Genomic DNA, 13,231 nt, shown 5'->3' with positions numbered 1-13,231 from the left:
ACCGATGGCCGGAAAGGCTTATACGCTCAGACCCGCAACCTTTCCGCACGGCCCGTCAGGAGCAACGATGCACGGCCCCGGCCTCCCGCCGCCGCAGCCCGGTCACCAGTCAGGCAACGGGCTGCACGTATCGCTGCGCGTGCTCTTCGTCGCGCTCACCCTGCTCAGCTGCGGGTTCCTGGCATGGGCGGCCATGCTGAAGATCGCCATCGTCACGCGGGCGCGCCGGAACTGGATCCTCTTCGTCGGCACGGTCGTGGTCAACATCGTGTGCATCGCGTTCGTCGGCTCGGACAACTCGCCCGACGGCGAGACCGGGCCGAACACCAACATCGCGATGATCACCTCGCTGACCACCGCGATCGCCGTCATCGCCTACTTCCTCTACGAGGACATCCGGCACTACTCGGCCGCCGGCCAGACCCCGGCCCCGGCCCAGGGTTGGTACGGGCAGCAGGCGCCCACCGTCACCTACCCCCAGCAGCCGGGCTACGGCTACCCGCCCCAGGCGCCCACGCCCGTACCCGGCCAGATGCAGGCACCCGGAGTGCCCCCGCAGGCGCCCGCCGTGCCGCGCATCGGCCAGGTGCGCGCCGAACTCGACGAGCTCAGCGAACTGCTGCGCAGGCAGGACCCGAACCAGCCCCCGAACCAGCCCCCGAACCAGGGCCCGACCTCCTTCCAGGACCCGCACCAGTGACCGACCGGCTCATCGGCGACCGCTACCAACTCGCCACCATCCTCGGCCAGGGCGGCATGGGCCAGGTCTGGACGGCCTACGACCGGCGCCTCGACCGGCGCGTCGCGGTCAAACTGCTGCGCCCCGACAAGGTCGCGGGCCCCGGCACCGTCGCCGAGGAGCTGCGCCGCCGCTTCGTGCGCGAGTGCCGGGTGACGGCCCAGGTCGACCACCCCGGGCTGGTCACCGTCCACGACGCGGGCAGCGACGGCGACGAACTCTTCCTGGTCATGGGGTACGTCGAGGGCGCCGACCTCGCCGACCACCTCGCCGAGCACGACCCCTACCCGTGGCAGTGGGCGGTGTCCGTCGTCGCGCAGCTGTGCTCGGTGCTGTCCGCCGTGCACGCGGTGCCGATCGTCCACCGCGACCTGAAGCCCCGCAACGTGATGATCCGCCCCGACGGCACCGTGCTCGTCCTGGACCTCGGCGTCGCCTCGGTGATGGACACCGACACCACCCGCCTCACCAGCACCGGCTCTCCCATCGGCAGCCCCGCCTACATGGCGCCCGAACAGGCCATGGGCGGCGCGGTGGGCCCGTACACCGACCTCTACGCGCTCGGCGTCCTGCTCTACGAACTCCTCAGCGGCAACGTGCCCTTCGCCGGATCCACCGCACTCGGCGTCCTGCACCGCCACCTCTACGAGCCCCCGCAGCCGGTGCGCGGGCTGCGTCCGGAGGTCCCGGCGGAGCTGGAGGCGATCCTGCTCCGCCTCCTCGCCAAGGACCCCCAGGAGCGCCCCGGTTCCGCGCAGGAGGTCTACGAGGCCCTCACCCCGCTGCTGCCCGCCCGCGGCAGCGCCGCCCCGACCGGCCCGCTCGACCCGACCCGCCCCTTCCTGCGGCCGCAGGCCCCCTGGCCCGACCGGGCGCCGTCGCTCACCGCGACCCCCGCCGCCCCGTCCGTGCCGGGCATCCCGGCCCCCTCGCCCGCCCCGTCGTCGGCACCGGGCATCCCGCCCCGCCCGAGCGCGCCGCCGACGGCGCCCGCCAAGCCGGACATCCCCGGCGCCGTGGACCAGGCCCGCCGGCTCCTGTCCCAGGGCCGGCTCACCCAGGCCGTGGACATCCTCGGCGGCATCCTCCCGGCGGCCGCCGCCGAGCACGGCGAGCACTCCCCGGTGGTCCGCTCCCTGCGCAAGCAGTACGCGGCCACGCTGATGGACGACGGCCAGTACCGCCGCGCCCTGCCCGAACTGCGCCGCCTCGCCGACGAGTTCCCGGCGGGCGACCCCCAGGCCCTGCGCTTCCGCTACGACTCGGCCCAGTGCCTGGAGCAACTGGGCGAACCGGCCGCCGCGCTGGCGGAGTACCGCTCGCTGCTCCCGCTCTTCGAGAACCACTACGCCAACCCGGACCCGGGACTGCCGCTGGAGGTCCGCCGCCGGATAGCGCACCTCCAGCTCTCCCTCGGCGACCGCCAGGCCGCCCACGACACCCTGGTCCGACTCCTGTTCGACGCGGAGCGCCTGCACGGCCCGGCCCACCCCTTCCCCGCCGAGGTGCGCCGGACCCTCCAGTGGCTGGGTCAGGTGCGCTGACGCCGCCTGCGCAGCGCCAGAGCCGACAGCACCGCCAGGGCCGTCCCCGCCGCCGCCGTGCCCGGCAGCAGGCCCGGCGGTCGGAAGGAACAGGTGACGGTGGTGGTGCGGCCGTCGAGGGGGACGGAGACCAGGCCCAGGTACGCCCGGGCCGGGCGGTCGTTGCAGCTCCACCCCGCGATCGCCGGAACGGACAGCACCGCCGTGCCCGTGGCGCCCGGCGGCAGCGTCGCCCGGACCCCCGAGGAGTCGACGCGCACCGAGGTGGCGGCGCGGGCGCGCAGGGCGGCCACCGCCGGGTCCAGGCGCGAGCGGTCCAGGCAGGACAGGGTCCAGCGGGGCGGCGCCGCCGCGTCGAAGACCAGTGCCGAGGCGGGCCCGCGGGAGACGCCCAGCGGCTGGACGGCCGCCCGGTTGCGGGGCGCGTTGCCGTTCAGCCGGAACGCGGGCCCGTCGGCGAGGCGGGCCGTCGCGTTGTACTCCGGGGCCCACAGGAAGGCCTCGGTGCCCGCGCGGCACACCCCGGGCGCCTCGGGATCCTCGTACACCTTCGCGCCCAGCAGCAGCTCCTGGTTGGCGAACGGCGAGTCCCCGTAGGAGCCGGGCGCGCCCGGCGGGCGGGTGGTCACCAGCGGGGGCACCTGCGCGCGGCGGACCGTGCCGTCCGGCTGGAGGCGGGCGCCGACCGCGAACACGGCGTCCGTCACCGGGTTGTCGATGCTCTGGACGTTGCGGCCCCGCGAGGTCCAGCCCGCCCCCAGCGCCACCATCGTGTTCGTGAACACCGCCGGGGTGTGGCTGCTGTAGTACGCGCCGCCCTCCCCGCCCAGCAGCATCGGGTCGTTGCCCGTCAGGGCGGGCCGGCTCGGGTCCGTGCGGTACGCGGGCCAGCCCTCGGCCGCCGCCAGCGCCTCGGCGCGCGCGGTGTGGGCGGTGGACCAGGACGGGTAGTCGTCGAGGCCGCCGAGCTTGCCCTTGTGGCCCCACGCCGTGGTCGCCGCGGCCTGACCGGCGAGCACCGCCGCGAGCAGGGCCGCCGCCGGGAGGACCAGCCGCGGCCGGCGCAGTGCCCACCACGCGCCGCCCGCCGACACCAGCCCGCCCGCGAACAGCACGTACCCGATCCGCGTCGTGAGGGGACTGTCGGCCGCCCACAGCGCCGCCGCCGTCAGCAGGCCCGCCCCGCCGGCCAGGGCGCGCGGCCCCGGCAGTCCGGCCGCGAGCCCCGCCCAGGCGGCGATCACGGCGATCCCGGCCAGGACGAAGGTCTGCCGGTACGGGCTGCCGTTCGGGGTCGCGAACAGGTGCCACACCAGGTGCGTCGGCGCCCACTGCAGCGAGAGCGCCACCGCAGCGGTCAGCCCCGCCCAGCACAGCCGGGTCCGTGCGGGCACGTCCCGGTGGAAGGGCAGCGCCGCCACCAGCAGCAGCGTGCCGGTGCCGACGAACACGGCGGGGGAGGAGAAGGAGTACGTCGCCGGCAACAGCCGCGCGAACAGGTCGGCCCAGGACACCGGCCGGAACTCCTTGACCCACCCCGGGTAGGCCCGCCCGGAGCTCAGGAACAGCGGCAGCAGCACCGGAGCCGCCAGCGCGATCCCCAGCACCGTCGTCCCGGCCGCCCGCCCGACCACGGCGAGCCGGGCCCGGACGCCCTCCCGGGTCAGCACGACCCGTACGAGGACGACCAGCGCGGCGCCCAGCGTCGCCATGTAGGCCGTGTAGAAGTTCGCCGTCCAGCAGACGGCCACGACCGCCACCCCGAGCAGGGGGCGGCGGCCGCGCAGCGCCCATTCCCCCGTCAGGCACAGCATCGGGAAGGCGATCAGCCCGTCCAGCCACATCGGGTTGTAGGAGGCCTCGATCACCGACCAGCCGCACAGCGCGTACGAGGCCCCGAGCAGCCCCGCCGCCCACCACGGGCCGCGCCGGTGGGTGCGCAGCAGCCAGGTCATCGCCGCCGCCGCGGCCGCCGTCTTGAGCACGGTCACCACGTACACGGCGAGGTCGATGTCCGCGCGCGGGAACAGGGCGACGAGCGGGGCGAACGGGCTGGTCAGGTAGGTGCCCAGATCCGGCAGGAAGCTCGTGCCGTACCCGGAGCGCCAGTTGAACAGCAGCCCGCCCTCCGCCCGGCCGTGCAGCAGGTCCCACAGCTGCGCGTGGAAGGGCACGAACTGGTTGCCGAGGTCGTTGATGCTGCGGTGGCGCGGCCCGTACGGGTCGACGCGGGCGACGGCGTCCCCGGCGCACACGGCCACCGTCGTGAGCAGGGCGGCGAGCGCGGAGCCGTGCAGGCTGCGGCGGCGCGGTGCGCTGTGCGGTGCGCCGGGCTGCGATGGGTGCGGTGTCGACATGGTGCGCGCACCTTGGCAGCAGCGGATGACCGAAGGGTGGCCTCCGGGTGGACGGTCGCCCCCGCGCGCGGCCCGGGCGGCGGGGTCCCCAGGACGGGTGACCGGGTGGCGCGGCGGATCGCCGAAGCCGGCCGACTCGCCTATGAACGGAGCGTGTTCAGTCCGCGCGCGAATCGTTGGTCGAACCAGTGGCTCGGAACACCCCGACCTCATAACATCGATCACCGCACGGCCTTGTGCAAGAACGCACAATCTCCCGGCCCTGGAGGCTCCTTTGCACCGTCGCACAGCGATCTCCGTCTCCGCCGCCCTGCTCGTGGCGGCCCCCCTGCTGACCGCCTGCTCCGGTCAGGCCCGCCCCGGTACCGCGGCCGTCGTCGGCGGCGAACGGATCACGACCTCCGCGCTCCAGGCTCAGGTGAACGACGTCCGGGCCGCGCAGAACCGTTCCGGGCAGGGATCCGCCCAGCTCATCGCGAGCACCCCGAACCTGGAGCGGCAGAAGCTCGACGCGATGCTCCAGGCCCGGATCATCGACAAGATGGCCGACACCGCCGGGATCGAGGCCACCGACAAGGACGTCGAGGAGGCGCGCAAGGCGCTGGTGGCCGAGGAGGGCGGGAGCAAGCAGTTCGAGGCGAAGCTCCTCCAGGGCGGTGCCATGGCCCCGGGCCAGGCCGACCGCTTCCTGCGCAACCGCGTCCTGCTGGGCAAGCTGACCGCCAAGTACGGCAACGGGAAGCTCGAAGAGCCCGCCCGGGCCGCGGTGAAGGCGCTGCACATCGAGGTGAACCCGCGCTACGGGTCCTGGGACGACAAGGAGATCAGGCTCGGCGCCGGGAAGACCCCCTGGATCGTCCAGCGCTCCGGGGCCGAGGGCGCCCCCGTGGATCCGATGGCGGCCGCGCAGAGGTAGGTTCGAAGGGTGACCGACCACGCACCCGCCGACCCCGCATCCACCGACTCCGCCGCCGAGCCCACCGGCCGCATCGTCCTGCTGACCACCAGCCACCGGGTCGCCCCCGGCGTGCTGTCCTGGCCGGCATGGCAGACCCTGCACGCCGCGGACCGGGTGCTGTGCGCCGACCCCGGCCACCCGCAGCTGCCGTACCTGCGGGAGGCCGGCATCGAGGTCGAGCACGAGGCCCCCGACGCGCACGCGCTCGTCGACGCCTGCGCGGGCGGCCGCACGGTCGTGGTGCTCCCCGGCGGGGAGGGCGACCAGCGGCTCACCGACGGGCTGGCGCGGCTCGCCGGCTCGGGCCGCTTCTCGATGCCCGACCTGGAACTGCTGCCGGGGTCCTACGACCTGCCGGGCGCGCGCCTGCTCGACGTGGTCCAGGTGATGGACCGGGTCCGGCGCGAGTGCCCGTGGACCTCGCAGCAGACCCACGAGGGCCTGGCGAAGTACGCGATCGAGGAGGCGTACGAACTCGTCGAGGCCATCGAGGCCGGGGATCGTACGGAGCTGCGCGAGGAGCTCGGCGACGTCCTGCTCCAGGTGGTCTTCCACGCGCGGATCGCCCAGGAGGGCACGGGCGACGAGGACGACGAGGACGAAGAGGGCGCGGGCGGGGCGTTCTCCATCGACGACGTGGCCGGGACCCTCGTCGAGAAGCTGATCAACCGGCATCCGCACGTGTTCGGCGACGCGTCGGCCGAGACCCCCGAGGACGTGCACGCGCACTGGCAGCGCACCAAGGCGGTGGAGAAGCGGCGGGAGTCGGTCACCGACGGGATCCCGCTGGGCCAGCCCGGTCTCGCGCTCGCGGCGAAGCTCGCCGGCCGTGCCCGTGCGGGGGAACTGGCCGTGGAGCTGCCCAGGGGTGAGGGCGTGGGGTACGAGCTGCTGGCGCTGGCGGCGCGCGCCGAGGAGGAGGGGATCGACCCCGAGACGGCTCTGCGAGCGGCGGCCCGCGTCTACCGGGACGCGATCCGTGCGGCCGAGGGAGTCGGCGCGTAACCACCGGCGGCGGTGTTCAGGAGCCGGGGCCGTCCTGCGGGTCTCGGCTCGACGGGTCGTGCCAGTGGGGTGGCGGGGGGTTCAGGAACCACTCGCCGAAACCCATCGGGCGCCCGTACCCGGGACCGTGTCCGTTGCCACTGGCCGGCACGGAGTCGTGGAAGATCCGGTCGGGAGGGGCACCCAGTTCCTCCAGGAGCCGGGCGGTCTCGTTGATGAACAGCGGTGGCCCGCTGACGTAGACGTCCTGGTCGGGCCAGAGCCCCCGGTTGCCGAGGGCGGTGATGAGCCGGTCCGTGGCCTGGTTGCGGTGCCGGCCGGGAGCGGGCGTGATGTAGGTGACGCCCAGCCAGTCGCAGCCGGCGGCGTACTCGTCGATGAGCGGCCGGTCGTAGAGGTGCGCGGCGTCCCGCGCCACGACGAACAGCCGCACGTCCTGATCGGGAGGGTGCTCCGTCAGCTCCTCCAGCATGGCCCGCACCGGCGCCCAGCCGGTGCCGGCGGCTATGAGGCTGACCGGCCGGTCCGCGCGGCGGAAGGTCATCCGCCCGCCGGCCGCGGCCAGGCGCAGCACGTCGCCCGGCTGGGTGTCCCGGACCAGGCAGGGGCTGAGGCGGCCCCGGTCGATCCGGCTGACGTGCAGGTCGACGGTGCCGTCGGGGCGGGGCGCGTTGCCCAGGGAGTACGTGCGCCAGGTCGTCGGGACCCGTTCGCTGCTCACGCTCGTGTACTGGCCGGGGAGATAGGGGAAGGGGATCCGGGGCTGGAGGGTGAGCACGCCGATGTCCTCCCCGTACCGCAGGTGTCGCACGACCTCGGCGTCCCACCACGGCGGGTCCTCGCTCGCGGCGGCGCCGGCCATCATCGCGTCGGCGATCACCTGGTAGGCCTCGACCCACGCCTTCTCCGTCCGTGTGGTCCAGGCGTCGCCGGAGGTCTCGGCGAGCGCGGCGAGCAGGCTGGAGCCGAGGGCCGCGTAGTGCCGGGGCTCGACCAGGAACTTGCGGTGGTCGCGCCCCAGGTCGCGTAGATAGGGGACGAGGGTCTCGTTCTCCAGATGGGCGATCACGTGCGTGAGCGCGGCGAAGAGCCGGTCCCGCTGTCTTTCCATGTCTTCGAAGGAGGCCGGGAAGAGCTCACGGAGTCCGGGGTTGTGCCAGAAGAGGTGGGAGTAGAAGAACTTGACCGCGTGCTCGGCCCGTCTCTCCACCACCGCGAAACTGCTTTTCAAGATCCTCACGTCCACAGAACCGAAAGTAGGAACACCGGAGTGCGCGAGGTCAAGCGGAGGGCCATCTACGGACAGCCGCGACGAACGGGCCATATGGGATGACGGGTGGGCGGCGGGATACGGTCGTCGGGTGCACGAGCAGACTCCCGCAGCCCCCGCAGACGTTCCCGCCGACCCCTCTTCCGCCGAGGGGCCGACCCTCTTCGACTGGGAGTTCGCGACCGATCCGTACCCGGCGTACGCCTGGCTGCGCGAGCACTCCCCGGTGCACCGCACCAAGCTCCCCAGCGGGGTCGAGGCCTGGCTGGTCACCCGGTACGCCGATGCCCGTCAGGCCCTCGCGGACCAGCGGCTCAGCAAGAACCCGGCGCACCACGCGGAGCCCGCGCACGCCAAGGGCAAGACGGGGATCCCGGGGGAGCGCAAGGCGGAGTTGATGACGCACCTGCTCAACATCGACCCGCCGGACCACACGCGGCTGCGGCGGCTGGTGTCGAAGGCGTTCACCCCGCGCCGGGTGGCCGAGTTCACCCCGCGGGTGCAGGAGCTCACCGACCACCTCATCGACAGGATCGTCGAAAAGGCGGGGGCCGGCGGGAACGGGGAGGCCGACCTCATCCATGAGTTCGCCTTCCCCCTCCCCATCTACGCCATCTGCGAGATGCTCGGCGTACCGCGCGAGGACCAGGACGACTTCCGCGACTGGGCCGGGATGATGATCCGACACGGCGGCGGTCCGCGCGGCGGAGTCGCCCGTTCGGTGAAGAAGATGCGCACCTATCTCGGGGAACTGATCCACCGGAAGCGGGACGATCTGGGCGATGACCTCATCTCCGACCTGATCCGGGCGAGTGACCACGGCGACCACCTCACCGAGGCCGAGGCCACCGCGATGGCTTTCATCCTGCTTTTCGCCGGTTTCGAAACCACGGTCAACCTGATCGGCAACGGACTGCACGCCCTCTTCATGAACCCCGACCAGCGCGAGCGCCTCCAGGCTTCCCTCGCCGCCGGGGAGACCGGCCTGCTGGAGACCGGGATCGAGGAACTCCTGCGCTACGACGGCCCGGTGGAGCTGGCGACGTGGCGGTTCGCCACCGAGTCGATGACCCTCGGCGGCGAGCCGATCGAGACCGGCGATCCGGTCCTGGTCGTCCTCGCGGCGGCCGACCGGGACCCCGAGCGGTTCGCCGACCCGGACACCCTGGACCTCTCCCGGAGTGACAATCAGCACCTCGGCTACGGGCACGGCATCCACTACTGCCTGGGTGCTCCGCTCGCCCGACTCGAAGGACAGACCGCGCTCGCGAGTTTGCTGACGCGTCTGCCGGATCTGGAACTCGCCGTTCCGCCCGAAGAGCTGCGCTGGCGCGGCGGACTCATCATGCGTGGCCTGCGCACTCTTCCCGTTCGCTTCGCAGTCCCGAACATCTGAGGGGTGCCTGACCCGGAGTCAGTTCCCGACTGAACTTGTGACATGCGTTCGATGGAGGCTAGGTTCTGCCGTTACCCAGCCGTTATGCGAAAGGTGCAGCCTCATGCGTTCCGGGAACGGCCGCCACAGACGCCCCCGTCAGGTGCCCGCGATAGTCGTCACCGCCGGAGTCACCGGCTCCGCGCTGGCCCTGCCGCTGCTCGCCGCCACCGGCGCGAGCGCGGCCGACACCTCCACGTGGGACAAGGTCGCCGAATGCGAGAGCGGCGGCAGCTGGAGCGCCAACTTCGGCAGCGGTGCCTACGGCGGGCTCCAGTTCACCCAGGAGGAGTGGCGCGAGGCCGGCGGGCTCGAGTTCGCCGATCGGGCCGACCTCGCCAGCCGTTCCCAGCAGATCGCCATCGCCGAGCGGGTGCTCGCGGCGAAGGGCCCGCAGGCATGGCCGATGTGCGCCGCGCCCGCCGGGCTGGACGCGCAGGGCCCCGCCGCGGTGGTCGACCCCGGACAGCCGGGCCACCAGGGCGGCGTGAAGCCCACGCCCTCCCGTCCGGACGACGTCGTGCCGCCCTCCGGAGCCGTGCCGCCGTCCACCGACTTCGGGGCTCCGACCCCGGGGATCGCCGACGGTCCGCTCGGGCCGAACCTCGGACTGCCCGTCATGCCCCCGGCCGACCTCCCGGTTGACCAGCCCACGACTCCGGGCAACCCGAACAACCCGGGCGACCAGGGCAACCAGGACAACAAGGGCGGTAAGGGCAATCAGGGCAACTCGGGTAAGCCTGCGGACCCGGGCTCCCCGACGGCGCCTCCCACGACGACGCCGACCGACCCGAGCCTGCCCCCGGTGAACCCGACCGACCCCGCCAACCCGGGCGTCCCCACAGCACCTGACGCCTCGACCGCACCGCCCGTCACGTCCGCCGACGGCACCGGCAAGCACCGCGGCGCGCCCGCCACCGAGACTTCCGGGGCGTCTGACGCCGCGTCGAAGCCCACGTACACCGTGAAGTCGGGCGACAGCCTGACGGCCATCGCGGATGCCAAGGGCGTCAAGGGCGGCTGGGGAGCCCTTTACAAGGCCAATGAGCAGGTCATCGGCGGGGACGCCAACTTGATCAAGCCCGGACAGAACCTGGATCTATCCGGACAGTAAGGGCACTTCGGCTGACCGGTAAGAGTTGATTGTCTGTTTTCTGTAAGTGAGACATGTGTCTCTTCCGGTCAACTGGCGTGTCTCGCCTCGGGGCTTGCGCAAACCCCGTCCTCACCTGCGCAAACACCCCCGAGAAGGACGCAAGTAGGGGCCGTTTCTCCCCGATGTCGCGCGTTGAACATCGGGGAGGGACCTGCCTACCTTCTGAATCGCCCGCCACCGCGGGCTCCTTCGACCGCATCGCCGAATCCTGCCGGCGGACGGGGGGAACAGTCGTCGCGTCAAGCGCCGAAGGCAGGAGCGGGGGAACCAAGGTAAGTGCCGGGAACGGCCGTTGAGAGACGGTCACGACCGGCTTGGGGTCAAGACGTGCGCTGCGTCGCACGGCCGGGCAACTCATCCGCCCGAACCCGACAGCTCACCTCGTAGGCGTCGGTGAGGAGAACGTCATGCTGCTTTCCGGCAAGGGCAAGCACCGTCGCGCCACCAAGGCCGTCCGCATCGCCACGCTGGCCGGTGTCGCCGGCGCCGTCGTCGCCGCGCCCCTGATGGCCGCGGGCACCGCGAGCGCCGCCACCGCGAGCGAGTGGGACCGCGTCGCCCAGTGCGAGTCCGGCGGCAACTGGTCCATCAACACGGGTAACGGCTACTACGGCGGCCTGCAGTTCTCTTCCTCCACCTGGGCCGCGTACGGCGGCAAGTCGTACGCCCCGCAGGCCAACCAGGCCTCGAAGTCCCAGCAGATAGCCATCGCCGAGAAGGTCCTCAAGGGCCAGGGCAAGGGCGCCTGGCCGTCCTGCGGCGTGGGTCTGTCGAACTCCTCCTACACCGGCGGCGGCTCGACGGAGACCCCGAAGACCGACACCAAGAAGACCCAGCCGAAGAAGACCGAGACCAAGAAGGCCGAGCCGAAGAAGACGGAGACCAAGCGCTCCGAGACCCCGGCCCCGACCACCCGCTCCGAGCGCACCGAGGCCCCCAAGACGGGGAACGGTTCGTACGAGGTCAAGGACGGCGACACCCTGGGTGCCATCGCCGACGCCAACGGCGTCAAGGGCGGCTGGGAGAAGCTCTTCGAGCTGAACAAGGACACCGTGTCCGACGCCGACCTGATCTTCCCGGGTCAGAAGCTGAAGCTCAGCTGAACAATGCGGCAATAGCCGCAGGCGTCTTCACCACACGTGACAGCCACACCGCCCGGCGCGCCTTCCCCTCCACGCGCCGGGCGGTGCTGTGTGCGCGGGCCAAGACACCTTTCTCCAGAGTCGTATGTCCTGGAACGGGGGTATTCGGGCCCTTTTTCGTCCCAGGACCCGGGCGGTCGGCGGGCCGAGTGCCCGGAGCCGGTTAGGCTCTAAGCGGCAAGGCCGTCCCATGGCCTGACATGCCGCCGCACACCCAGCGTCACATCCCAGAAGGAGATGCTCGTGCCGTCCATCGACGTCGTCGTAGCCCGGGAAATCCTGGACTCCCGAGGCAACCCCACGGTCGAGGTCGAGGTGGGCCTCGACGATGGCAGCACCGGCCGTGCTGCAGTTCCGTCCGGTGCCTCCACCGGAGCGTTCGAAGCCGTAGAGCTCCGTGACGGTGACCCCAACCGCTACCTCGGCAAGGGCGTCGAGAAGGCCGTCCTCGCCGTCATCGAGCAGCTCGGCCCCGAGCTCGTCGGCTACGACGCCACCGAGCAGCGCCTGATCGACCAGGCGATGATCGACCTGGACGCCACCGAGAACAAGGGCTCCCTCGGCGCCAACGCCATCCTCGGCGTCTCCCTCGCCGTGGCGCACGCCGCGTCCGAGGCCTCCGACCTTCCGCTCTTCCGCTACCTCGGCGGTCCGAACGCGCACCTGCTGCCCGTTCCGATGATGAACATCCTCAACGGTGGGTCGCACGCCGACTCCAACGTCGACATCCAGGAGTTCATGATCGCCCCGATCGGCGCGGAGTCCTTCTCCGAGGCCCTTCGCTGGGGTGCCGAGGTCTACCACACCCTCAAGAAGGTCCTGCACACCAAGGGCCTGTCCACCGGTCTCGGTGACGAGGGCGGCTTCGCCCCGAACCTGGAGTCCAACCGCGCCGCGCTCGACCTCATCGTCGAGGCCATCAAGCAGGCCGGCTACACCCCGGGCAAGGACATCGCGCTCGCGCTCGACGTCGCCGCGTCCGAGTTCTACAAGGACGGCAAGTACGAGTTCGAGGGCCAGTCCCGCTCGGCCGCCGAGATGACGGAGTACTACGAGGAGCTCGTCGCGGCGTACCCGCTCGTCTCCATCGAGGACCCGCTGTTCGAGGACGACTGGGCCGGCTGGAAGACCGTCACCGACCGCATCGGCTCCAAGGTGCAGATCGTCGGCGACGACCTCTTCGTCACCAACCCGGAGCGCCTGGCCCGCGGCATCGAGGAGGGCTCCGCGAACGCCCTGCTCGTGAAGGTGAACCAGATCGGTTCGCTGACCGAGACCCTCGACGCCGTCGAGATGGCCCAGCGCAACGGCTTCAAGTGCATGATGTCGCACCGCTCCGGCGAGACCGAGGACGTCACCATCGCCGACCTCGCCGTCGCCGTGAACTGTGGTCAGATCAAGACCGGCGCCCCGGCCCGCTCGGACCGCGTCGCCAAGTACAACCAGCTGCTGCGCATCGAGGAGATCCTCGACGACGCCGCGGTGTACGCGGGTCGCAGCGCGTTCCCCCGCTTCAAGGGCTGATCCGGACCTCCGGGTCTAGCCTCCGTACGTCCCCGCACTCGGTCCCGTACCGTGTGCGGGGACGTATTGGTTGGTACGTGTACGTGTACACAGGGGAGGCG

The 13,231-nt window shown here is 72.1% G+C and carries 10 protein-coding genes and 1 riboswitch; of the genes, 8 read left to right on the top strand and 2 right to left on the bottom strand.

All coding sequences use genetic code 11. The features are described from left to right. Positions 1-67: 67 nt before the first annotated feature. A complete protein-coding gene (locus ACFYYJ_RS18125; RefSeq protein WP_385128681.1) occupies positions 68-700 on the top strand; it encodes a hypothetical protein in 633 nt (210 codons plus the stop codon). Between the two features lie 56 nt (positions 701-756). Then, complete coding sequence (locus ACFYYJ_RS18120) at positions 757-2,283, top strand: protein kinase (RefSeq protein WP_389133993.1); 1,527 nt, start codon at positions 757-759, stop codon at positions 2,281-2,283. Here ACFYYJ_RS18120 and ACFYYJ_RS18115 read toward each other — a convergent pair. Next, positions 2,271-4,640: a YfhO family protein gene (locus tag ACFYYJ_RS18115; RefSeq protein ID WP_389133574.1), complete on the bottom strand. Its 2,370-nt coding sequence runs from the start codon at positions 4,638-4,640 to the stop codon at positions 2,271-2,273. The two genes, ACFYYJ_RS18120 and ACFYYJ_RS18115, sit on opposite strands and share 13 nt — an antisense overlap. Before the next feature lie 274 nt (positions 4,641-4,914). Here ACFYYJ_RS18115 and ACFYYJ_RS18110 point away from each other — a divergent pair, with 274 nt between their 5' ends. Next, positions 4,915-5,556 carry a SurA N-terminal domain-containing protein gene (locus ACFYYJ_RS18110; RefSeq protein WP_385128683.1) on the top strand — a complete coding sequence of 214 codons (642 nt, stop codon included), beginning with the start codon at positions 4,915-4,917 and terminating at the stop codon, positions 5,554-5,556. Between the two features lie 9 nt (positions 5,557-5,565). Further along, positions 5,566-6,603: a nucleoside triphosphate pyrophosphohydrolase gene (locus tag ACFYYJ_RS18105; RefSeq protein ID WP_385128684.1), complete on the top strand. Its 1,038-nt coding sequence runs from the start codon at positions 5,566-5,568 to the stop codon at positions 6,601-6,603. 16 nt (positions 6,604-6,619) lie between these two features. Here ACFYYJ_RS18105 and ACFYYJ_RS18100 read toward each other — a convergent pair whose 3' ends face one another. Beyond that, positions 6,620-7,816, bottom strand: a complete 1,197-nt coding sequence (locus tag ACFYYJ_RS18100; RefSeq protein ID WP_385364727.1) for a globin domain-containing protein — start codon at positions 7,814-7,816, stop codon at positions 6,620-6,622. A gap of 148 nt (positions 7,817-7,964) precedes the next feature. Between ACFYYJ_RS18100 and ACFYYJ_RS18095 the strand changes: the two genes are divergently transcribed. The 4 genes from ACFYYJ_RS18095 (at position 7,965) to eno (ending at position 13,130) form a co-directional block, all read left to right on the top strand. Then, complete coding sequence (locus ACFYYJ_RS18095) at positions 7,965-9,269, top strand: cytochrome P450 (RefSeq protein ID WP_389133570.1); 1,305 nt, start codon at positions 7,965-7,967, stop codon at positions 9,267-9,269. 103 nt (positions 9,270-9,372) lie between these two features. Further along, on the top strand, positions 9,373-10,422 hold the full coding sequence (locus tag ACFYYJ_RS18090) for a transglycosylase family protein (RefSeq protein ID WP_389133567.1): 1,050 nt from the start codon (positions 9,373-9,375) through the stop codon (positions 10,420-10,422). A 276-nt stretch (positions 10,423-10,698) separates the two neighbouring features. Beyond that, positions 10,699-10,869, top strand: a riboswitch (cyclic di-AMP (ydaO/yuaA leader). A gap of 2 nt (positions 10,870-10,871) precedes the next feature. Next, the gene (locus ACFYYJ_RS18085; protein WP_385128688.1) at positions 10,872-11,567 is read left to right on the top strand and encodes a transglycosylase family protein; all 696 of its coding nucleotides are present in this window, start codon (positions 10,872-10,874) and stop codon (positions 11,565-11,567) included. 276 nt (positions 11,568-11,843) lie between these two features. Beyond that, positions 11,844-13,130 (top strand): phosphopyruvate hydratase, encoded by a 1,287-nt coding sequence (gene eno / locus ACFYYJ_RS18080; protein WP_385128689.1) that lies wholly within the window; start codon positions 11,844-11,846, stop codon positions 13,128-13,130. Positions 13,131-13,231: the final 101 nt, after the last annotated feature.

Origin of the sequence: Streptomyces sp. NPDC002467 (assembly GCF_042889825.1) — a bacterium.
Classification (GTDB): domain Bacteria; phylum Actinomycetota; class Actinomycetes; order Streptomycetales; family Streptomycetaceae; genus Streptomyces.
Note: the sequence above shows the minus strand (reverse complement) of the source record. Positions and strands in the feature narration are given on the sequence as shown.